The organism is Streptomyces sp. NBC_00873, from assembly GCF_045207415.1.
GTDB lineage: Bacteria > Actinomycetota > Actinomycetes > Streptomycetales > Streptomycetaceae > Streptomyces.
On record NZ_CP108803.1, the window covers coordinates 421,689 to 442,436 of the forward strand.

Sequence of the window (20,748 nt, forward strand, 5' to 3'; positions counted from 1 at the left end):
GAGCATGGGCCGGGTCGGCTCCAGTTACAACAACGCCTTGGCTGGGAGCCTGTGGCAGGGGCTGAAACGAGAAGCTGTGCACAAGAAGACGTATCTCCACGACGGCTCAGGCCCGGCTGGAGATCTTCCGATGGCTCACGTACTACAACGCGCGACGACGTCACCGTCACTGGCCTGTCCTGGACGCGCCGGGACAGGCCCTGCCACAGGTGGAAGCGGTCGCTGACCTCGATGGCGTCGGGGGCAGCGCCGGCTATGCCTTGCCGGTAGGGGAGGGAGCCGTCGCGGCAAGCGATCTCGACGCCGCGATGCGTGCGGAGCCATCGGCTGAGCTGTTCGGCGTCCCTGCCCTCCCAGAGCGTCAGCGGAAGACGGGTCGTGGCGTCGACCAGGAGGGTGTTGGAGGTGTCGCCGTAGAACGCAAAGTCGCCCACCCCCAGCACTGTGGGCGTGACCAGCGGCGGCAGCGGCATCCGCATCAGCTCAGTGAGCACGGTGGACCGGGAGAGTCTGCCGTTCATGACGCGCAGCATCCGGGCCCCGCCCCGGCCGGCCAGCACCACGCCGACCGCCTCGACCTGGTGCTGAAGCAGTGGCGTTCGCCGCTGGTAGCGCACGGTCAGCCCCGGCACCTGCCCGGCGAAGGTCACCTTCGCCGAGCCGCGTTCTCGCAAGTCAGACGGCGCACACTCAAGTCGATCCGGACCGGCCGGCCGCCGATCGCTGCATCGAGGTGCCGGACACAGCGGCTGTGGATCCAGTCGCTCAGGACGCCGCACCCGCTGCATCCCGCTGGACAACTAGAGCGCGTAGTCGCCCCGATCACCACGAGAGGACCGGAAGTATCGACCGAGAACACCAGCATCCCGGCCAAGTGCGGTAACAGGTTTGACAGTTCAACAGCCCACACCCAAAGGCTGCCCACCCCGCAAACAGGCCGACCGCCGCACCGGGATGATCTCCGGCTACAAAAAATCTTGCCAGAGCCACTTTCACGCGAACGCCGACAGCTGTCATCACGGCACCGGCGGCACCGGTTTCGCAGTTCCTGCCAGCTTTCCGAGACCGCCACAAAGCGCGGACGGCCTCCCCCCGCAGTGCGGGGGGAGGCCATCGGTACCGCTGGACGCAAATGGTGCGTCACCGGGGCGGGAACTCGTCCTTCCGGCTGCCGGCACGGCGCACGGGCCTGTCCTCGGCCGCGCGTCCGCCCTCCTTCATGGACTGCTCCTGCATGCGCCGGGCCTCGTCGTGCAGCCTGCGGCGTTCCTTGGGATCGCTCGTCTGCTCGGCACGCTCGTTCAGCTCACGGACCTTGTCCTGCATCTGCTGCGCACGACTGGCGGACTCGCCTGCAATGCTCATCATCACTCCTGGGGACGGGAAGGTGGGACACATCGCAGCCAACCAGCGCTGTGCCGCTTACGCACCCGGGAGGGTCACCGTGCGCAATCACCGCAGGCAGCCGGCCCTGAAGAGGGCACGTCACGTCGAGAACGCGCCCCTCGCGTCCCGCTCTGCCGCGGTGCCGCTCGCCATGCCGTGCGGTCCCGTCGATCGGGCCGGCGCCGCCTCCTGCCTCCCGGTGAAACGGTCCGCCACCCAGGCGGGAGCGTGCGGCGCCCCTCCCCCGCCGCATGCCACCCGGCATCCGCCCTGTTCATCAGACAGGCCGCACCACCCGCCCACCGTGGCCCGGCCCGGCCGCAGAGCTGACAGACCCCCACCAGGACATGCCCGTGCGACCGTGTGACGTGTCGCCAACCAGCCGCACACCGGGCGGCCTCCCCCACGAGGGGAGTGGATCAGCGAGCGGCATCACGCGGCTTCGACGGCAAGACCCAGGAAAGAATCGACGCGGAGCGTCGGTGGACGACAACAACACCGCAAGCAAAGTCGCACGGCACCTCAAGCCCACTGCCTGTCGCGGGGCGGGCCGCAAGGCCGCCAGGATGCCGACGTGCAGCACAGAGCCCGGCAGGGGCCGGCCGGTTTCAGGCCCTGGCGTCTTGGGTGCTGCCCGTTGAAACGCCAAGGATCAGGGGCACACCGGCAGCGTCGCGCAGGAGCTGCACCGCAGAACCCGGCCCGTCACCATCCAAGGGGCCAAGACCCGCAGAATCACCGCCCCCGCGACCCGTACCCGCACCGAGCCGGGGACGGCTCGTCAAGGAACCAGCACGCCCCAGCCGGCGGATACGTCCAGCACCCCCCGGTGAAGACGCCACCCGGCCCCCGGCCCGGGACCGGACCCGGAACAAGCGGTACACCATGGACGACGAAACCCTGGAGTACAGCGGCACCCGCCGCGGCTCGCACCCACCCCTCAACACGCAGACGAGCGCGGCAAGAACGGCCTCGTCATCGCCACCCGCCGTCCGGCCGGCCTGCGGGCGCACCCTCGCCGACGGCAGCAACGGCCCCGTGATCTCCCGCAGTCCGCCCAGGCCAGTGCGCCCCCACCGCCCGCCGCCCCTGACCGCCCCCACACCGCACGCACCCCCCAGATGCCCGTCCCCGGCCACAAGCGCCAACGCATCCCTGCGTTCTTGAATGTGCTCGAACTGACCGATGACGTCAGCCACACGAGAGGGATCATCCAGGGATCCGGCAGCAAGCCGCCCCCGCACCTCCACAAGCTCGCGGTACACCGCACCATAGGTGCTGCACAGCCTGATGGACTCATCACCGCGATCACTCAGACCGGTGGCATGCGGCACGACAACCGCCAACGCAGCAAGACCCGACAGCACCGAGACGAACACCTGCGCCGTCAGCTGCGACGATCCACCGATAACCGGCCAGGCCAGAAGTCCCGTGACAAGACTCAGTACCGCCGCGGCCAGGGTATACAAACGAACCTTACGCACCACACGGGCCGCTTCCCTCGGCATCCTCTTCGCCCAGTAACCGGCGCTCTCGATACTTTCCTCAAGCCGCCGCAAAACGACTGCGTCAGCCGGGTCCTTCGACTGTCTGAAAATCCTGGGAAGCAGTTTCATGACACTCTCACGATCGCAGGGAAGTGCGTGAACAGTGACACCCCCGCCACACACCAACCGACACCGGCACGCATATTGTCGTTTTAGTAACCCGCATGGACCAGCACCGTCCCCCATTTCCCACTGAACCACCAACACCCAAACCACAGACCCCAACACCCAAACCACAGACCCCAACACCCCCGCCCCGAAACCACACCCCCAACAGCCACCAACCAACCGCCGACCACCCGGACACACCCACCCCCACACACAGCCACCCACGACACCCGCACACCCCGCACACCCCGCACACCCCGGACACCCCGGACACCCCGGACACCCGGGACACCCCGCACACCCGGACACCCGGGGCAGGCCGCACACGAACACCCCACCCGTCCGCCAGCCACACCCGCACCCGCACCCGGACACCCCCGGCCCCAGCCACACAGCCCCGCCAGGCCTTCACCCGGTCCCGTGCCGGGTTTCAGGTGCGGTACGCAAGGGGTAGTCGGCAGATCGAGCAGGCACGCCACCGCACGTCACGTCGGCAGAACGGGACGCGTCCAAGCGGGCCTGCTCCCCCCGCAACAACCCAGAAAACCCGACACCCACAACAACCCAGGGACCAGGCACCCACAACAGGCCAGGGACCAGGCGCCCACAACAGGCCAGAAAACCCGCGCCCAATGACACGCCAGGAGCCCAACGCACGCAACAGAAAGGGAGCCGGCACTCGCAACGGGCCAGGAGACCCCCGCCCACAACAGCGCTGGAAGACCGGCACCCCCGACCGTCCAGGAAACCGGTGCTCGCAACGCACCAGGAAACCGGGCGCCCACAACAGGCCACGGCTGCAACGGATATGACCAGTGCCCGCCATCGTCCCGACGCGATCGCTGACACCGGGCTTGCAAGCAGAGCACCAGAAGAAAACAACACACAATACCGGCACCCCACAGCTGCCCGGAGGCACCCGGTAAGCAGCCTGCCCACAAAACCGGCACCACCGGCCAACCGGCCGGGCAGACCGCACAGAACCCGAGGCCACAGCAAGCACACCCCACACGGCAGACCACCACACGGCAAAACACCCCACCGCGGGACAGGACAGACAACCAGGCAGGCCACAACAGGAAAGGGCCGGCAGCCAGGCAGGCCACAACAGAAAAGGGCCGGCAGCCAGGCAGGCCACAACAGGAAAAGGGCCGGTGGCGGCGGGGGTGACAACCGTCCGGCCACCGCCGGCCACGACCGGGTGAAGCAACCGCGCACGCACACGCAGTCGCGGCGGACGATGCACGGCCCTGAAGACCGTGCGTTCTCGCGGCCGGACCCAGCCGCACCCGAACAAGCCGGCCAGGCAGCCGGACACCCCACCAGCAATCCCCCGGAAGCCCGGATCACAGGGCTTCAGCCGTCCGAGCCCGCCCACCACGGCACACGCGACAGCAGCGAACACCTAATATGGCGAAGCCGATCCACAGGGCACCGGACACCCGCCACGCACACGCACCACCGCCCCGAACAGGCACCCGCTCACAGGTGCCCCGCATGCCGGAAGCCCCGGCCCGATTCCGACGGGCCGGGGCTTCCCTATGACGCAAGCGGCTCTGTCACCACTTGTCACAGTGGTCCCTTACCACTCCCTGTCGTCCCCGCCGCCCCTGTCGTCCCTGTCGAACCTGTCGAAGTGGTCCCGGACCACCCGGAAGCTGCCCACGACGCCGTTGCGGACGAACACACCGCCGCGGATGTGCTTGCGGGTGAAGACACCGTTGCTGGTGCTCCAGGGACCGACCGTCGCGACCGGGGAACCGTTGTCGCAGGTCGCCCCACGGAAGAACTCAACGGTGCGGCGGCTGTCGTTACGGACGTTGAAGCTCTTGGCACCCAGACCGCTCACCACCGTGATGCAGCCCTCCTCCCCACGGGCGGAGTACGACCGCTCGTTGATGAAGATCCGGCCCTCCCGGTGACCACGGCGCTCGTTGCCGCCACGCTCATTGCCGCCACGCTCGCCACCGCCGTAACCGCCTCCCTCGTTCCCCTTGCCGCCACCGCCGTTCCCGTTCCCGAACCCGTTCCCGTTCCCGTTCCCGAACCCGTTCCCGTTCCCGAACCCGTTCCCGTTCCCGTTCCCGAACCCGTTACCGTTCCCGCTTCCGTTCCCGTTCCCGTTGCCGTTCCCCTTCCCGCTTCCGTTCCCGTTTCCGTTCCCGTTCCCGTTCCCGTTCCCGTTCCCGTTCCCGTTCCCGTTTCCGTTTCCGTTGCCATTCCCGCCGTCACCACTAAGCGGAGCAACAGCCGGAGCAGCCTGCTGAACGGACGGAGCAGCCGGAGCCGACCCGGCAGCCGAGGCATACGTAATGCCAGTAGTAGCCAGAACCGCTGCGCCTACTACGGCAGCGGTCACAGCGACGGTACGCGTGGTCATGTCACTTCTTCCTGTCTCAGAGACGCCGGCCGGGCAGCCGACCTGAAACGAACGTACTTATCGCCCCATTACCTGTCATATCGGGCGGGCTCACGGCGTGACACCACAGAGCCAACCGGGTGTACACACACCACCCCCCACCCACCCCACCACCACCTGACACACCGTCAAACAATAAGACAGCAAGCCCCCCTGGCACACGATTAGCCCTTCCGAGCGACTTACCCCCACCCCCTCACCCACCCAGCAGCACCCCACCCCAACCCACCACACCCACAAACCACACCCCCACCACCACCCCGAACAACCACCACCCACCACCCCCACCGATTCTCACGTTGGACGAGCCTGGGCTGGCGGACGGCACGATCCGCGGGGACGTCGGGCACCCGGAACAGATGCGGTCCTGGTACGGCCGGCCACTGTGGGAGATGAAGCCGACCGACGCTGACGCGTACTTCGGGAAGGTATTGCGGGCCTCGCCGAACGGTACCCGACAAGGTCTTGCCGGCAGAAAGCCGCAGGCGGGCGGTGCCGTCGGGGTAGCGGTCCAGGCAGTCGGCGGGCAGGCGGCGGACCTCGTCCCGGCGGGCGCCGGACCAGCGGGCGACCAGCAGGACGGCGCACTGGAAGGGGCAGGCGATCTGCCCGACCACCGGCATCAGCCAGTCCAGTTCGCCGTCGGGGATGAACCGGGGGACCTTGACCGGTGACTTCGGCGAGCCGCCGGGGCCGATGAGGCTGTAGCCGGGGACGCCGTCCCACTGCCAGGCGGCGGTGCCCCGGAAAAACTGACCCAGCCCCGAGCTCCGCTGGATCCGGGATACGACACCCAGGGGCTTGCCGGTCTGCCCTGTCGGCGTCTCGGCGATGCGCTGAAGCCAGCCCAGACCGTGGTCGCGGGTCACGTCCGCGAACGAGCCGATCTCGCGATGGTGTTCGCCAAGCCAATCCCCGAAGCGGCGGACCGCAAGCTCCAGCTTGTCAACGGTCGTCGATCAGCCGCCGGACAACGAGCCACTTTTCCGCGACGGCCTGCACCTGCGGGGGCAGTAGCAGCGGTGGCTTCCAAGACAGCATCAGCTTGCGGGGCCCCGCCGCGACCTGGCCGCGGTAGTAGAGCACGACCTGCAGTCGGTGGAGGTGGGTGATCCAGCTCTTGGCGGCGCCCTCCAGGTAGCGCGGGCGACAGCGGTAGAACCGCTCCAGGCCCGAGTGGCCGGCAAAGAACCAGATCACCTGCAGTGCATCGGCGAAACGGTCCTCGGTGATCACAGTCACGTCGAACACGCCGGTGCGCAGGGCGATGCGGCTGACCGACCAGTGCATCGCCTGACGGGCCGAGTTCGGGCTGAAGCCCAGGTCGATGGCGTCGTCGACAAGCTGCTTGGCGCCCAGGTCGATGCCGAGTGCTGCGGCCGGCTCGATGATGGCGAGCTGCCCAGGGGCGAACAGCCACGGGCAGTCGAACGTCGTGTAGCCGCGCAGTACGAGGTAGACCAGGTAGGTGCGGGCTCGGAAGCACGCCGGGTGGGACGGACAGCGGTACGGCTCGCCGTGCAACCGGCCGACCCGTTCGACCAGCGGGGCGCCGAACCAGCCGGACAGCCTGGGCCAGCGCTCGACAAACTGTCGGAGGAATCGCAGCTTCATCAGCTGGTACTGCCGGTTGCCGTCCTGGCCCTGGACGTGGGCGCGCCATTCCTCCTCCGGGCAGTGCCACCGGCTGCGATGCTGATGCGGAATGATCCCTGGCTGGCCACAATCGCCGCCGCGGAGACGGTCTCGGCCCTCACTTCCCCTCCCCGGCAGCCGAGTTGCTGTATCAGCCGAGGGCGCGGTTGCACTCGGCCACCACGGCCGGATCGGAGACCCGCGTGTAAATACGAGTCGATTCCGGAGAGGCGTGACCCAGTCGCTTCTGCAGCGTCAACTCCCGCATCCCGCCCTCCCACATGCGTGTGGCGTGAGTATGACGCAGGGCATGCGGGGTCACCCACGGCTCGCGGATCCCGGCCCGAGTGGAGGCGCGGGCGAACAACCGCACCAGTCCGTCGTAGCCGAGCGGCTCCAGCCGGCGGGCCCCGCGGCCTCCGATCAGGAACACCAGCGGCGTCTCCGCGTCCGTGGGCCGGCCGCCCATCACGTAGGCGCTGACCGCGGCCAGGGCCTCGGGCTCGTGCAAGTCCATCACGCGCTCGTACCTCGACTTGGACCGCACGCCCTTCGGGTGGTCGTCGCGGTGGCGGATCACCACCCGCCTCCGGCCGTAGGCGATGTCCTCCAGGTGGAGGCCGAGGACCTCCCCGGGCCGCAGCCCGCCTTGGAGCATCAGCAGGACCAGTGCCCGGTCGCGTACCGACCCCAGCTCGCCGATCAGTGCCTCGACCTGAACGTCGTCCAACGGCCGAAGCAGCCGCTGGACGGTCTCGACCCGGACCGCGCGGCGCACGGGGCGCTGGAGACTGGCCCGCCCCATGAACGGCTGGTGCCGCTCGAAGACCCGCTGCAGTGCGGGGTCCGGCCGCTTCTCGATCGGGTTGGCCCGGTCCAGCAGCCCGGCGAGGATGGCGTACTCGCAGAAGGAAGACACTGCAGCCAGGATCCGGTTCACGGTGGTCGCCGCGAGCTTGGTGGCCGGCCCGTCCGGGGTGACCGTCGCAACGGTGAGCACCATGCGGTGCCGTGGGCGGCGTGATGGCACCGAGCGTAGGTACTCCAGCAACGGGATCGCGTGTGGCGGGGCGAACCGGTCCCAGGTCAGGCCGCGCTCGCCGAAGAACCGCCACAGGTGCCGCAGATCATAGGCGTACAACACGAGCATGTTCGGTGAGCAGTCCCGCGCGGCCAGGAACCGCAGGAACCCCGAGGCGACCTCGATCGGCTCACCCGTGTCGCCGAGCAGCTCGACCAGGTACGACCCATCGTCTCCACGCTGGTGCAGGACACGCACAGGAACCTCCGGAACAGCCCCGTCTGACGGCCTGTCCGGCCGCTCCTTCGGGCTAACGGGGTATGAGGTGTCCAGGTCACAACATAGCTCGCGGTGTCGGTGACGATCATCTCAGGGCGCTTGCCGCCGTCGCGGTCGTAGAGGACGTCCAGCACGTACAGCGAGTCACACGGGGTGCCGGCCACCACTCGTCCACCGAGCCCGGCCGCCGGGCGTTGATCATGTTGAGCCATGCCGCGCCGCCTCGTCGCCCGAAATACCTCGGGTTCGACCGCGCCTACACCGAGAGGACCGGCACAACGAACCGCATCCCGTCCACCGAAGCGACCAAGCCGCGCCAGATCAGAAGTTGATCTCGCGTGGGGCCGGACTGAAAATGGCTGACGAACCTTCCCAGACGGGCCGTCAGGTTCTTATTCCGGCGCAGCTCTCGGATCTGCTCAATGACCAGATCATGCCAGCACTCCGCGAAAGCACTGGCTTGTGAGGCGGTGAGAGCCAGTGCGTCGAGGGTGTCGGACGCCAACGTCTCGGGGCTCCAGTCGGGATCCCTGCCATCGGGACCGAGCTGGTCCAAGACCCACATCCCGGGAGCACGAAGCCCCTTTTTGGCCCGGGTGTGCTTGATCTCCCAGGCTGCCACCATGCATACGCCGGTTCGCCAACAGCGAAAGCTTGGACCACTACCGACGGGCTTCCCGGACGCCCTTTGCCCGCGCCGAGGGGCCTACAGACGGACGACGATCAGGGCGATGTCGTCGCGGGCGCCGGCGCTGACGCCGAGGCGGGCGAGCAGGGCGTCAGCGAGACGTTCGGGGCTGAGGCGCGCAAAGCGGGCGAGTGCGTCGGCAAGTCGGTGCAGGCCGGCGTCGATGTCCTCGCCGCGGCGTTCGACGAGGCCGTCGGTGTAGAGCACGAGGGTCTCGCCGGGGGTGTAGCGCAGCTCGGCTTGGGGGGCGGGACGTGTTTGGGACGGGCTGCCAGTGGCGGGTCGGTGGCTTGGTCGAGCAGATCGATGGTGCCGTCGTGGTGCACCAGGACCGGCGGGAGGTGGCCGGCGCTGCTGTAGGCAATGCGGCGGCTGTGGGGGGCGACGACGACTTGGGCCGCGGTGGTGGTCAGCGCACCTTCGACCGAGCGTGCGTACAGGCCCAGAACCTCCAGCGCCTTGGCGGGCTCGTGGAGGGCTCGGACGGCGGCGGACAGTGCGCTCCGAAGCATGCCCATGACGGCGGCGGCCTCCAGGCCGTGGCCGACAACGTCACCGACCGCGACGGCGAAGCCGTCGTCGGGCAGGTCGACCAGGTCGTACCAGTCACCGCATACGTTCAGAGATCCGGCAGCGGGCAGGTAGCGCACCGCGACATCCTGATGCCCGGCCAGGTCGGGCGAGTGAAGCATGGCCTCCTGCAAGGTGACGGCGACCTGGCGGTGGTGGTCCCCGATCAACACCCCTGTGCTCGGGCCGGACGGACAGGTGGCGTGGATCATCCACCGGGTGGAGGACGTGACTGCGTTCGTACTGTCCCATCCTTACGGGCAGACCTGCCAGGTATGACGAACCGACAGCCCTTCTGAATAGTTATGGAATTGATGGAAAACCACATGATCGAAGCTCAACTGGGTGCGCAGGCAATCAAGGGACGCCTCGGAGAAGATCGAGTGTCTGGCCTTGACAGCGACGCTCGATGTCTCGTCCGGGAGCAAACGCTTCACGCCTTCCGGTCGTCGGAACAACGCTCACCAGTAGTGGCGCCTCCCGCCCACAGCGTGACCGACGCCGCCGAGAATCCATAGGGTGACGCCTATAACGGCGAGGACAACTCCGATGGTCCATAGAATCGAAATTCCGGTCACCAGCCCGATCACAAGCAGAATGACACCGAGGACGATCATGGCGCTGTCCAGTCTCCGCAAGGCGAATTATCGCTCATGGCCGTGCTCCTCCGCATTGGCTCGCAGTCCCGGGAAACACCCACCACTGACCGGGTGCACCGTCCCGATGATGTACGCAATCTCAGGATGCCTGTGCTAGCGCCTGGCGGCAGGTTCACGAAGCTGGGAGCAAGGAGTCGTCCTGCGGGTGGGCCCCGGCAACCCGTACACCCATGCGCCGCCTCGCCTCGTGGGCGTCGACCCCTTCTGCCGGCGCCATTTGCCGTCCCGCCTGCAACGCGCAAGGCAGCCCGCTCAGCAGGCCGACAGGTCCTTTCGCCGAGGATGCGGTGGAGCAGACCGCACGCGCACGGTGGGCGCGGGTGGACGCTCAACCGAGAAGCCCCGATCAGCACCGCCTGCAGCGTCTCTTGATCGACTTGATCAAGGAGCGCACGCGGCACTTCGACCATGTCGACCTGCGGCGCGGGGAGAACAGCTGCATTCTGGTTGCATGACCGCGGCGTTGATCACCGTGCATACGCCGTCCCCCACGGGCGGGCGGATAGTAAGTGTGCATCGAACCGGTAGGGACGAGGTCCTCGGGCTGGCCCACTCCGACCGCGATCTGGTCGCGTTCCTTGAGGGCGCCGGCCTGTCCGACCCGGAAGAAGTGCTTGACGATCCTCGGTGGGTGGAGTGGCAAGGCAGCCCAGCGCACCGGTGGCCCCCGGACTAATGTCCCGTAATCCCCGGCGGGCGCACGACGACAGGTACGCACCTCGCCGCGTTGTCGGAACGTCCGAATACGCCGGGTATGAGGAAGCCCTTCCTCCGCCTTGCGATGCACACGCGTCCCGCGCGTTTCATGGTCTCACGTTGAGCGGCGTCCTCGTCACCGTGAGTGGTCGCCAGGGGCGGATCGGCTCAAGATGCAGTGCCGAGACGGGGGGGCGGCGACCCGATAGTAGCCGAGCGCCTGAGCGATCACCCGGCGGGGGCCAGCAGAACGCACTCGAATAGCGTCAGCTTGCGGGCTGGCGTTATTGCTGCATCCACGGACGGTCGAGTCCGGGGAAGGAGCCGTTACGAAAAGCGCTGGGCACTCGTGCGTAACCGCGGGCGCCGGTCCCCCACCGCCGTGCGACTCGTCCAGCTGTGACCTAGCTTGACAGAGCAAAGACACATCCACGCAAGGAGCACACAGTGACTGGCGGTAGCGGCAAGGACAAGATCAAGGGCAAAGCCAAGGAAGCAATGGGCAAGATGACCGGCGACCACGCCAAGGTAGCCGAAGGAAAAGCCGACCAAGCCAAGGGCCGGGCCAAGGAAGCATTGGATGACACCCGGAAGAACATTCCTGGGAAGTCCAGCCTGAAAGACCCGCTCATCACCGACGACGAGTGACCTGAGAAAGCGAGCCCCCGTCCCGCGGCGGGGGACTCGGGCTTCGAAGATCAGGACGCTCGGACACAGTCCTGACATGGCGACACATACAAGCCCTTTTCGGCCCCGACATGGATGGCCGGATCCCGACTATCGACACCACGCTGGAGTGGTGGCAGCTGCTTTTCCTTCAGGAACGATCGAGAGCATTGAGGGATACGACACCGCCGAAAAAATGGACCCGAGCATCCCGAAAAGTTGCCTTCCAGAATTCCGTCCTCGCATATTTGAATGAGCTTGGAGAATTGCCAATCCCCAGGTGAATAAAGAATGGCGATCCGTACAGTGACGATCTGCAACTTGCGTTGCACATCTGCTACGAGCTCCAGTATTGCGGTTTCGCCGAGGTGGATGCAAGGTTGTTGGAATGATATCCGACTATTCTGACATTGCACGCCTAACTTGGGGATATTTTCCTGGACACGCTGCGTGCAGAAGTAACGCACTCGGAATGCACGGAAAGCGCTCTCGCGCCCATCATCGCCGAACCGGTCCACGGAACCGGGGTGTCGCACTTTCTGCAGCTACACGGCGAACTGTGACACTTGCGCGAGTACGCCGCACAACGGTTGCTGTACCACCTCAAGGAAGCCGGTCCGCACGCCTGGGTGCTGCCGAGGCTTCGCGGCCGAGCCAAGGCAAGCATGGCCGCTGTCGCCTTCGACGAGTACGGGGGCGGACACGCGGACCGCGTACATGCTCAGCTATAGGCAGACCTGATGACTGACCTTGAGTTCCGCAGCGCGTACGGCTATTACCTCGACGAAGGCAGCGCCGAAATGCTCGCGCTGGTCAATCTGATGTCCCTCTTCGGACTGCACCGACGCTTCGCGGAGCCCTGGTCGGTCACTTCGCCGCAGTGGAAGTCACCTCATCACCTGCTTCCCGGCGCTTGGCTCAAACAATGAAACACACACGGGCAGGTGCCGCCGCGGAATCCTTCTACACAAAACACGTCGAAGCGGACGCCGTCCATGAGCGAGTAGTCCGTCATGAGGTAATCGGCGGGCTCCTCGACAACGAGCCCGAACTGGAAGCGGCTGTGGCCTTCGGCATCCAAGCGACCGAACATTTGGAAGAACGCCTCGGAAACCAATTCTGGAACGCCTGGCGCGCCGGAGTCTCTTCGCTCCGCAAACCCCCTGCACTCCGCCACACGCCGCTGTGAAGCGAGTGAAGGCACCCCACCTCGCCTCAGTCTCCGGTCGCTCGACCATCGCGATCAACCTCAAGGTCCTCGTCCATGTGCCCAGCCTCGGCCACTCAGCGGAAGGCGACAGCAGTGCCGAGATGGCGCCGCGGTCAATGACACACGCGCCCTGTAGAAGCCGCTGGCGGGGTGGGGCCCACCCATCACTTGACACTGTCGCGCCACTCGCCACCCGTTCGGTCACCTCCCGCGCGCACCTTCCACCAGTCGTGCACAGACTCGTGGCATGCCAGAGGAACGCGCACGGCGCCCCCGCCCCAGCTCACGATCCGCTTCCTCAGGAGCCGACAAGCTACGGGGCGCGGAAGACGCTGCTCAGCACGCGCGCCAGAGCCTGGCCAGGCTGATCGACCGCGATGCCGAGGGGGTCTCCGCCGTGTCCCGATCCGACGACGGCGGTTGGTCGAGATCCTCGAGGTGGACGCCCGGATCGTCGTGGCCAGCGTGGATACGTATCTGCGCTTCGCCGAAGCCTGCAATCGACTCGACTTGGAGCACGACACCTGCAGCGCAACGGTGCCCGAACTCTTTGGCGGCGATATGGCCAAGAGCGTGGGGAAAGCCGGAGCGAAGAGGGCTGCGAAGCCCATCGGCGGAAAGGTCAAGGAGACCTTGGGCATCGGCGACGAGGCCGAAGAGGAGGCTGAAGAGTCGCAGCCCCGTCGCCGCAGCGCTTCCCGTCGCGCCGGCGAAAGGCCCCGGGCCCGAAGCCGTAGCACAGCAGAGGAAGAGTGACCGATGGACTCCACAGGCGTGTACGTGTACGCCGTCACCAGAGCAGGGCACCCTCCGCCCGCCGCCGGCCTCGGACTCGGAGGCAGCGCGGCTGCGGTCAGGCTGCTGACTCAGGCCGGTCTCACGGCGGTGGTCGGTACGGCGCCCGCGCATCTGCGAGCCCGGCGACGTGACTTGATGGCCCATCAGACCCTTCTGGAGGACCTGTCCCTCCATGGTCCCGTACTTCCGATGCGCTTCGGAGTGGTCTCGCCGGACGACAACACCGTACTGGCTGGGGCTGTGGCCCGGCGGGACGAGTACCTGGCTGCTCTGGAGAGGATCGACGGTCAGGTCGAGATGAACCTCAAGGCCATGCCGTCGGAGGGCTCGCTCGCGGATCTAGTCCGTGAGGACAAACAAGTGCGCCGACTTCGCGAGGAGGTCCGCCGGCGCCCTGGATACGAGGCAAGCGTGCGCTTGGGCGAGGCGGTGGCGCCCGGGCTCCGGCGTCGCGCCCGGCAACTCGCTGACCATGTGGCCGATGCTCTCGGTGAGCTGGCCACTGAGGTTCGGCAGGGGCCGGACGTCGAGGGGTGTGCCCTCAATGTGTCCTACCTCGTCCGCAATAAGGACCTCGATCGCTTCAGCGGCACGGTCGAAGAATGGGCCGCCGCTCAGCCGGGCAGGGCGGTCCTCCGGCTGACCGGCCCTCTTCCCTGCTACAGCTTCGTTCCCTCCGATGCCGCGCCAGCAGGTGTCTGACATGGGGCTTCTGTCTGCGGTGGCGCTCCTTCCGCTGGCGCCGGTTCGGGGTGTCATCTGGATCTCCGAACGGCTCGTCGATGCGGCGGACAAGGAACTGCATGACCCGGCGGTCATCCGGGCGCAGCTCTGCGCACTGAACCGAGCGCTCGACAGCGGCGAAATCGACGAGGAGCAGTTCGACAGGGAGGAGGAGCGCCTGCTTGATCTTCTCGAGAGGCGCTCGTCTTCCGCCCCGCCTCCACAGTTTGAAGGAAGAAGATCATGAACGAAAGTACAAAGATCGCTTTGGCAGCGGCGATCGCAGGCGGATATGTCCTCGGGAGGACGCGTAAGGCCAAGCTGGCCTTCGCAGTCGGCTCCTACCTGGCTGGACGTCAGTTCGGGCTGACACCCAGGGACATGCTCGCCCAAGGGCTGCAGAAACTGAACGAGAACCCCCAGTTCGCCGAGCTGGCCGACCAGGTCAGGGGCGAATTCATGAGCGCGGGTCGCTCGGCCGTGGCGGCCGCGGCTGACCGCAGGCTCGCTTCGCTGGCCGATGCGCTGCATGACCGCACTCAGTCGCTCACCGCACGGGGGGAAGACGAGTACGACGAGGACGAGCAGTACCAGGACGAAGAGGAACCGTACGAGGAAGAGGAGGAGGAAGAAGAACCATACGAGGAGGAGCTGGAGGGCGAAGAAGAAGAGCAAGAAGAGGAACCTGAAGAAGAGGAAGAGGAAGAAGAGGCCGAGCAGGAGGAGCCGGAACCCTCAAGGCCCGCGCGTCGGCGCGGTGAAGGCCAAAAGCGCACGTCACACCCCTCCGCGCCTGCCGAGAAGACTCACACTCCGAGGCATCGACCGGCCAAGAAGACAGCGGCCAAGAAAACAGCCCCCGCCAAGAAGACAGCTTCAGCAAAGACGACCGCCCCCGCGAAGAAGGCTGCAGCCAAGAAGGCTCCGGCCAAGAAAACAGCGGCCAAGAAGACAGCCCCGGCGAGGAAGACAGCGGCCAAGAGGGCTCCATCGAAGAAGGCGGCGGCCAAGAAGACGGCGTCCAAGCGAACCACTTCCAGCAGAACGCCCTCGCGATCCGGGCGGGGGCGGTGACGGCTGTGGCTGCACACCAGAGGCAGGACCAGAAGGAACGCGGCTCGGGACTCGATCAGCTCAAGGACGAACTTGCTGCCTACCTGGGTGCCCAGGCGCAGGAATGGATGGGCAAGGCCGGCGACAAAGTCGCCGATCTGACCGACCAGCTCTCCGACACCGTCGAGGGCGGCGGGCTTTCCCGCATCCTTGGTGGCGAATCACCGGTCAAGGCCCTGGTCTCGGCGAAGGCGAAGAGCGTCAAGGACAAAGTCGTCGGCAAGGTCAAGGACGCCTTCACGGGTGGTGGTGGCGGCGGCGGTGGCAACACCAAGGTCACGAACATCGTCGAAACGCTCGACGTCGGGCTCCCCGTGCGTACGGTCTACGATCACTGGACCCAGTTCGAGGACTTCAGCAGCTTCACCAAGGGCGTGCGCAGCGTCTCCCAGGCCGACGAAACGACGTCCGACTGGAAGGTGAAAGTAGGGCCTTCGGCGCGCAGTTGGCATGCGACGGTCCAGGAGCAGGTGCCCGACGACCGGATCGTATGGACGTCCGACGGATCGAAGGGCAGTACGCGAGGCGCCGTCAGTTTCCACGAGTTGACACCGAACCTCACGCGCATCGTGCTGGTGGTCGAGTACTACCCCTCGGGCTTCTTCGAGAAGACCGGAAATTTGTGGCGTGCTCAGGGCAGGCGGTTGCGCCTCGACCTGAAGCACTTCGGCCGCCACGTCACGCTGGCAGGCGACGAAGAAGTCGAGGGCTGGCGCGGAGAGATCCGCGACGGCGAGGTCGTCCGTAGCCACGAAGAAGGACTGGAGGACGACGACACCGAGAACGAGGAGTACGACGAGGACTCGGTGTACGACGAGGACGAGGAGGGGAGCGACGAGGAGGACGAATATGAGCACGAATATGAGGACGCCGAGCGTTGAGGAGCCTTGGTGACACAGCTGGACACATGGGAGAACGCGCCATCGACGTCTGCTGGGGGCACGACGAACCTTGCCGACATCCTTGAGCGTGTCCTCGACAAAGGCATCGTGATCGCGGGCGATATCAAGATCGATCTGCTGGACATCGAACTCCTCACCATCCGTCTGCGCCTGTTCGTCGCATCTGTCGACACCGCCAAGAAGGCAGGCATCGACTGGTGGGAGACCGATCCGGCGCTGTCTTCCCGTGCCGCACACAACGCTCTGGCTGAAGAGAACCAGCAGTTGCGTGCAAGGGTCGAGGCCTTGGAGACCGACACCGATTCCGCACCGGCCAGGACGAAGGAACCACAGCGCAGGCGAGCGTCGCCTCGCACTTCCAAGCCAATTGCGACACCGGCCCCCACAGCGGGTCGGCGGCCTGTTTCACGTACGTGCAAGCCGTCTCCCGCACCTGTGATCCGACTGTTCTGGAGCAGGTAAGAGGGCATACCGACGGTGGTCCCCTCCGTCTGCTCTCCGTGGGAGAGCAGACCGCTGTCGTGCAGGACGTACCGACAACTGCATTCTCCGAAGACGCACTGCGCCGACGGCTGGCGAAGCTCGAGGAGCTCGAGCACTGCGCAAGGGCTCACCACGAGGTCGTGACCGCCGCATCCGTCTATGGGGCCGTCGTGCCTCTCCCGCTCGCCACGCTCTACCGGGACGACGTCCGGGCCCTTGCTGCCCTGAGCGAGAACACACGGCGCTTCGGCCAGGCACTGGACCGTGTCGAAGGCCATGCCGAGTGGGCCGTCAAGGTGCACGCCGTGAGCCGACTGGAAGGGAACACGAGCGCCGGCAGTCCTCCGCGGCCGACAACGGCATATCCGGAAGACGGATCCATGGACTCGTCGGGCCGGTCCCCTGGTTCAGCACCTCCGGCAGGCAGTGGCAGGGCCTACCTGAGTCGGGCGCGAGGGCGCCAAAGGGCCTGGGAGCAGCGCTTTGACGCAGCCTTGGAAGTAGCGGAGCAGGTGGACCGCACTCTGCGGACGTACGCCGCCGCTTCCGTGCGACGCCGACTGCACAGCGCCGAGGTCACGGGCAAGGAGCGTCGACAAGTCATGAATGCCGCCTACCTCGTCACGAAGGGGCGGGAAGCGGAGCTGACCGCTGCGGTCGAGTCCCTTCGTCGGCAGGCAGCGTTGCAGGATGTCGAGATCGAAGTCTCGGGCCCCTGGGTCCCGTACTCGTTCACAGAAGGACGTGACGAGAATGACCAGTACTGACGCGGTGGCCTGGCGCGGCCCGGACAGCGGTGCACCCATCGGGGTCCCTCTGGTCGACCTCCTGGACCGGGTGCTGGCCACAGGCGTCGTCATCAGCGGCGACCTGGTGATCGCGATCGCCGAAGTTCCGCTGGTACGGCTGTCCCTGCACGCACTGCTCTCGTCCGTGAACGATCGTGTGCCCGCCCCATGGACCGACAGCGGGCCCCTGTGATGGACACGCACGTGGATATCGACCGCGAAAACGTCGGTCGCGATCTGGCCTCGTTGGTATTGACCGTCGTCGAACTACTGCGCCAGCTCATGGAACGTCAAGCCATCCGCCGTTTCGATCAGGGAGACCTCACCGAGGAACAAGAGGAGCGGATGGGAACGACCCTCATGCTGCTCGACGAGCGCATGACCGAACTGTGCGCCCAACACGACCTGCGACGTGAGGACCTCAACCTCGACCTCGGCCCCTTGGGCACACTCCTTCCCGATGGGCTTCGCTGATCGCGCGGACGTCAGGCGGCGAGGCCGTCACCCGTACGACTGCGGGCACTCAACCCTTTGGGCATCGGGCTAGGGCGGCGGGGCGAGGGGCCGACGGGCATGAACGACATCGTGGACGAGTCGGTGATTGCTCGGAGTCCGCAGGTGCAGGAGCCCAAGACGATGCGGAGCGCGTGATTCACGCCGCGCTGTCGACGTACCGCTGTGGCATGGTCCACCCCTTTGGCGATGGGGGGTGAAGCCCGATGCCCGGGTGGGTTGTGTGGCGCCGGGTGCGTCGTCAGTGCGGCAACTTGCCAGGATTGGCGATCCAGGCATACGCCTCAGCAAGGCGCTTCAGCGCCTCGGCCGCATTGCCCTGCCCCTTGCACTGGGTAAGGTGCTTGGCCTGGTCGGTGATTGCCTCGTAGAGGGCCTGCTGTGCCTGCTCCTTGGCACTCGGGGTGTCGCTCAGGTCACATTGTGGTTCTGATGATGGTTCTGTGCCTGATGACACGCAGTGTGCAGGTACGACGACGCGTCCGTACTCGCTGGAGTCCTGTGTGTCCCGCTCGGTCGAGCAGAGCGTAGCCAAGTCGCTCTCCAGCCTGGGCACGAAGCGCCCGAAGGGCGTCACGGTTTCGCTGTTGCTGTAGCAGCGCGGCCCGGGTCCTGATGACCGTCACTGGCTGCCGCGGTGGAGGCTATGCAAGGGCGTGGGGAGCCCGGCGCCAGAGGATGCTCGTGGGGACCTGCCCTGGAGGCCGGCAGCCTTGGTGCGGATCGCAGGGAGTCGGGCGAAAAGCGCCTCCCCCGGGCAGTCAGTGGCGTAGCCGTCGCGGTGGCCGGAAATGGCGTCGAATTCGGTCGAAGTGCCCTTCGTGTAGCGGCTCTTGTCATTTGTGGACGTGAGCCGCACCTTGCTGGTGGGGTCGATGCCGCGCAAGCTGAGTTTCCAAGCGGCGAGGGCCGCGATCGCATGTTCCATGACTGCGGGCACTGGCGTCCCTCTTCCGAAGGTGCCAATCGCCGCGATCCCCGCAGTGCCCTGGTTGAACCCGATGGTGTGGGAGCCGATGACGGGGCGGTCGGCACCGCCGGCACGGCCTTCGTAAATGGTGCCGCATTTGTCGACGAGGAAGTTGTAGCCGAGGTCTCCCCATCGCTGGTCACGGGTCTGGCCCGTATACAGATTGCGCAGGGTACGGGGGACGTCCGCGCAGTCGTAGTCGTTGGGGGTGTCGGTGTGATGGATGAAGACCGCCGCCACCCCTTCCGCGTAGTGGGCATGGGGGTCGCGTTGGGTCTCGTCGGCCCGCCATTGGGTCCGTGACACGATGGCGGGCCGAGGTGCGGAATGGGGAAATGCCACTGCCGCCGCTCCGAGGGCTGGGAACGGCCGCACGGATTCGATAGCCGGCTCCGGAACTGCTCCGGGCCGCCACACCGAAAGAGGGCCTCGCGGCATCGTCCGTCCGATGGCACCGGCCGTCGTCACCCCGGCCGGTGCCGCCATGAGAGGAACTGCCATAGGAATCGTGACCCACAGTACTATCCGGTACAAACGCACAGGAAAACCTTCTTTAGTCTTTCGCCGAGGGGACGGCGGGAGCGCGTATGGCCAATAGCATTGCCATAGGAGGTTCACTGCGCGCGCCGGGTTAGTGCAGTCAGGCGAGCATTTCGACACACCTACCAGCTCCCCCAAGGGGCCGAGGGTGAGCCCTTCCCACATCAGGGTGAGGTGCGGGGAGGGACAACGATGGCCTTCACCATGTCGGTGATCCGATGGATGCTGCACCGGAGGTTTCGACGGCGTCAGTTCTCGGGACGGGTGGGGTCGAAGCCGTGCTGCAGGTAGACGGTGCTGCCCTCGGCCGGGGCGCGGGACGAGGCGCGCAGGCGGCGGGCCATGTGCGGGGCGAGCAGGGTGTCCCACTCAGCGGGGGTGGCCAGCCGCCATTCGGCGAGCTCGTCCCGGTCCAGGTGGAGTCGGTTCTCAGCCTCGTCCTGGGACATCAGACCACCGTCGAAAAGGTAGTTGACCAGCGGCGGGCGGCCATCGACCTGCTCCGGTATCCAGTCGACGACCAGCAGCCGGCCCGGCGCGTGGTCGATGCCCAGCTCTTCCTTGACCTCGCGCCGGGCTGTGTGCAGCGGGTCCTCTCCCCCGCCCAGCCCGCCGCCGGGGATCTCCCAGGTGTCGTTGCGGTAGGACGGTTTGACCACCAGGATGCGGTCTGCTGCATCGTGGAGGATCGCTCCGGCTCCGGCGATGTGCTTGGGCAGGGATGCGTAGTACTCGTCGGGGGCAGTTTCGCAGGACTCATGGAAAAGGGCGCTAGCGGCGCTGCCCACGGGTTCCGTCCAGCATCGGCAGCCTGGCGCAGAATGATGACGCAACCAGTGCGATCTCCTCGGCCGCCCAGTATCGGCAACCGGCAGGATCAGGGGCAGCTCTCCGGCATCGCGGGCGGGACAGTCGAGACGCCCAACCGTGGTCGTATGTAGGTGACTTGGAGAGCGCTCACTTCTACGTCCTGACCAGCGCCGGGTCGCACTGAATGGGCGACGAACTGGTCTCCTTCAACCTCCGTGTGCCGC

At 66.6% G+C, this 20,748-nt stretch carries 17 protein-coding genes and 7 pseudogenes; 12 read left to right on the forward strand and 12 right to left on the reverse strand.

The window, feature by feature from the left end; translation table 11 throughout:
• Window positions 1-242 precede the first annotated feature (242 nt).
• The 9 genes and pseudogenes from OH809_RS01880 to OH809_RS01920 all read right to left on the reverse strand — a co-directional run.
• Window positions 243-788: pseudogene (locus OH809_RS01880) on the reverse strand (hypothetical protein); the annotation flags it as partial.
• A gap of 352 nt (window positions 789-1,140) precedes the next feature.
• Entirely contained in the window at window positions 1,141-1,365 is a 225-nt protein-coding gene (locus OH809_RS01885; protein ID WP_406415690.1) for a DUF6381 family protein, read from the reverse strand.
• 3,258 nt (window positions 1,366-4,623) lie between these two features.
• On the reverse strand, window positions 4,624-5,421 hold the full coding sequence (locus OH809_RS01890) for a hypothetical protein (protein WP_406415692.1): 798 nt from the start codon (window positions 5,419-5,421) through the stop codon (window positions 4,624-4,626).
• A gap of 221 nt (window positions 5,422-5,642) precedes the next feature.
• The gene (locus tag OH809_RS01895; protein WP_406415694.1) at window positions 5,643-6,329 is read right to left on the reverse strand and encodes a hypothetical protein; all 687 of its coding nucleotides are present in this window, start codon (window positions 6,327-6,329) and stop codon (window positions 5,643-5,645) included.
• Between the two features lie 76 nt (window positions 6,330-6,405).
• Entirely contained in the window at window positions 6,406-7,074 is a 669-nt protein-coding gene (locus OH809_RS01900; protein ID WP_406514822.1) for a hypothetical protein, read from the reverse strand.
• 172 nt (window positions 7,075-7,246) lie between these two features.
• Window positions 7,247-8,374 carry a tyrosine-type recombinase/integrase gene (locus OH809_RS01905; protein WP_406424605.1) on the reverse strand — a complete coding sequence of 376 codons (1,128 nt, stop codon included), beginning with the start codon at window positions 8,372-8,374 and terminating at the stop codon, window positions 7,247-7,249.
• Between the two features lie 83 nt (window positions 8,375-8,457).
• Window positions 8,458-8,708 (reverse strand): annotated as a pseudogene (locus tag OH809_RS01910) (Tn3 family transposase); the annotation flags it as partial.
• A 393-nt stretch (window positions 8,709-9,101) separates the two neighbouring features.
• Window positions 9,102-9,805: pseudogene (locus OH809_RS01915) on the reverse strand (PP2C family protein-serine/threonine phosphatase); the annotation flags it as partial.
• A 309-nt stretch (window positions 9,806-10,114) separates the two neighbouring features.
• Window positions 10,115-10,270 (reverse strand): DUF6131 family protein, encoded by a 156-nt coding sequence (locus OH809_RS01920; protein WP_406424603.1) that lies wholly within the window; start codon window positions 10,268-10,270, stop codon window positions 10,115-10,117.
• Between the two features lie 1,185 nt (window positions 10,271-11,455).
• On the opposite strand from OH809_RS01920, the gene OH809_RS01925 reads away from it, so the two are divergent.
• The 12 genes and pseudogenes from OH809_RS01925 (at window position 11,456) to OH809_RS01980 (ending at window position 18,165) form a co-directional block, all read left to right on the forward strand.
• Window positions 11,456-11,656: a CsbD family protein gene (locus OH809_RS01925; RefSeq protein WP_406424601.1), complete on the forward strand. Its 201-nt coding sequence runs from the start codon at window positions 11,456-11,458 to the stop codon at window positions 11,654-11,656.
• 314 nt (window positions 11,657-11,970) lie between these two features.
• Window positions 11,971-12,863 (forward strand): annotated as a pseudogene (locus tag OH809_RS01930) (iron-containing redox enzyme family protein); the annotation flags it as partial.
• 268 nt (window positions 12,864-13,131) lie between these two features.
• A pseudogene (locus tag OH809_RS01935) lies at window positions 13,132-13,251 on the forward strand (gas vesicle protein); the annotation flags it as partial.
• 56 nt (window positions 13,252-13,307) lie between these two features.
• Window positions 13,308-13,640 (forward strand): annotated as a pseudogene (locus tag OH809_RS01940) (gas vesicle protein); the annotation flags it as partial.
• Between the two features lie 3 nt (window positions 13,641-13,643).
• Window positions 13,644-14,384, forward strand: a complete 741-nt coding sequence (locus tag OH809_RS01945; protein ID WP_406424600.1) for a GvpL/GvpF family gas vesicle protein — start codon at window positions 13,644-13,646, stop codon at window positions 14,382-14,384.
• A 1-nt stretch (window position 14,385) separates the two neighbouring features.
• The gene (locus OH809_RS01950) at window positions 14,386-14,652 is read left to right on the forward strand and encodes a gas vesicle protein GvpG (RefSeq protein ID WP_406424598.1); all 267 of its coding nucleotides are present in this window, start codon (window positions 14,386-14,388) and stop codon (window positions 14,650-14,652) included.
• Window positions 14,649-15,479: a histone protein gene (locus tag OH809_RS01955; protein WP_406424596.1), complete on the forward strand. Its 831-nt coding sequence runs from the start codon at window positions 14,649-14,651 to the stop codon at window positions 15,477-15,479. Before OH809_RS01950 ends, OH809_RS01955 begins: the two co-directional genes overlap by 4 nt.
• Window positions 15,480-15,484: 5 nt before the next feature.
• The gene (locus OH809_RS01960; protein ID WP_406424594.1) at window positions 15,485-16,399 is read left to right on the forward strand and encodes an SRPBCC family protein; all 915 of its coding nucleotides are present in this window, start codon (window positions 15,485-15,487) and stop codon (window positions 16,397-16,399) included.
• 9 nt (window positions 16,400-16,408) lie between these two features.
• Window positions 16,409-16,756, forward strand: a pseudogene (locus OH809_RS01965) (gas vesicle protein); the annotation flags it as partial.
• Window positions 16,757-16,833: 77 nt separating this feature from the next.
• Complete coding sequence (locus OH809_RS01970) at window positions 16,834-17,670, forward strand: GvpL/GvpF family gas vesicle protein (protein WP_406424592.1); 837 nt, start codon at window positions 16,834-16,836, stop codon at window positions 17,668-17,670.
• A complete protein-coding gene (locus tag OH809_RS01975; RefSeq protein WP_406424590.1) occupies window positions 17,657-17,884 on the forward strand; it encodes a gas vesicle protein in 228 nt (75 codons plus the stop codon). Before OH809_RS01970 ends, OH809_RS01975 begins: the two co-directional genes overlap by 14 nt.
• Entirely contained in the window at window positions 17,860-18,165 is a 306-nt protein-coding gene (locus tag OH809_RS01980) for a gas vesicle protein K (RefSeq protein WP_406424588.1), read from the forward strand. The genes OH809_RS01975 and OH809_RS01980 overlap by 25 nt, the downstream gene beginning before the upstream one ends.
• A gap of 280 nt (window positions 18,166-18,445) precedes the next feature.
• Here OH809_RS01980 and OH809_RS01985 read toward each other — a convergent pair whose 3' ends face one another.
• From OH809_RS01985 to OH809_RS01995, 3 genes are all read right to left on the reverse strand, one after another.
• On the reverse strand, window positions 18,446-18,781 hold the full coding sequence (locus OH809_RS01985) for a hypothetical protein (protein ID WP_406424586.1): 336 nt from the start codon (window positions 18,779-18,781) through the stop codon (window positions 18,446-18,448).
• A 45-nt stretch (window positions 18,782-18,826) separates the two neighbouring features.
• On the reverse strand, window positions 18,827-19,480 hold the full coding sequence (locus OH809_RS01990; RefSeq protein ID WP_406424584.1) for a peptidoglycan recognition protein: 654 nt from the start codon (window positions 19,478-19,480) through the stop codon (window positions 18,827-18,829).
• 482 nt (window positions 19,481-19,962) lie between these two features.
• Window positions 19,963-20,502 (reverse strand): NUDIX domain-containing protein, encoded by a 540-nt coding sequence (locus tag OH809_RS01995; protein ID WP_406424582.1) that lies wholly within the window; start codon window positions 20,500-20,502, stop codon window positions 19,963-19,965.
• Window positions 20,503-20,748 lie beyond the last annotated feature (246 nt).

Excerpts from the sequence above, each read along its gene's own strand:
- OH809_RS01885 (WP_406415690.1), bottom strand. The coding sequence starts at position 1,365 with ATGAGCATTGCAGGCGAGTCCGCCAGTCGTGCGCAGCAGATGCAGGAC.
- OH809_RS01890 (WP_406415692.1), bottom strand. The coding sequence starts at position 5,421 with ATGACCACGCGTACCGTCGCTGTGACCGCTGCCGTAGTAGGCGCAGCG.
- OH809_RS01900 (WP_406514822.1), bottom strand. The coding sequence starts at position 7,074 with ATGAAGCTGCGATTCCTCCGACAGTTTGTCGAGCGCTGGCCCAGGCTG.
- OH809_RS01920 (WP_406424603.1), bottom strand. The coding sequence starts at position 10,270 with ATGATCGTCCTCGGTGTCATTCTGCTTGTGATCGGGCTGGTGACCGGA.
- OH809_RS01945 (WP_406424600.1), top strand. The coding sequence starts at position 13,644 with ATGGACTCCACAGGCGTGTACGTGTACGCCGTCACCAGAGCAGGGCAC.
- OH809_RS01950 (WP_406424598.1), top strand. The coding sequence starts at position 14,386 with ATGGGGCTTCTGTCTGCGGTGGCGCTCCTTCCGCTGGCGCCGGTTCGG.
- OH809_RS01955 (WP_406424596.1), top strand. The coding sequence starts at position 14,649 with ATGAACGAAAGTACAAAGATCGCTTTGGCAGCGGCGATCGCAGGCGGA.
- OH809_RS01975 (WP_406424590.1), top strand. The coding sequence starts at position 17,657 with ATGACCAGTACTGACGCGGTGGCCTGGCGCGGCCCGGACAGCGGTGCA.
- OH809_RS01980 (WP_406424588.1), top strand. The coding sequence starts at position 17,860 with ATGGACCGACAGCGGGCCCCTGTGATGGACACGCACGTGGATATCGAC.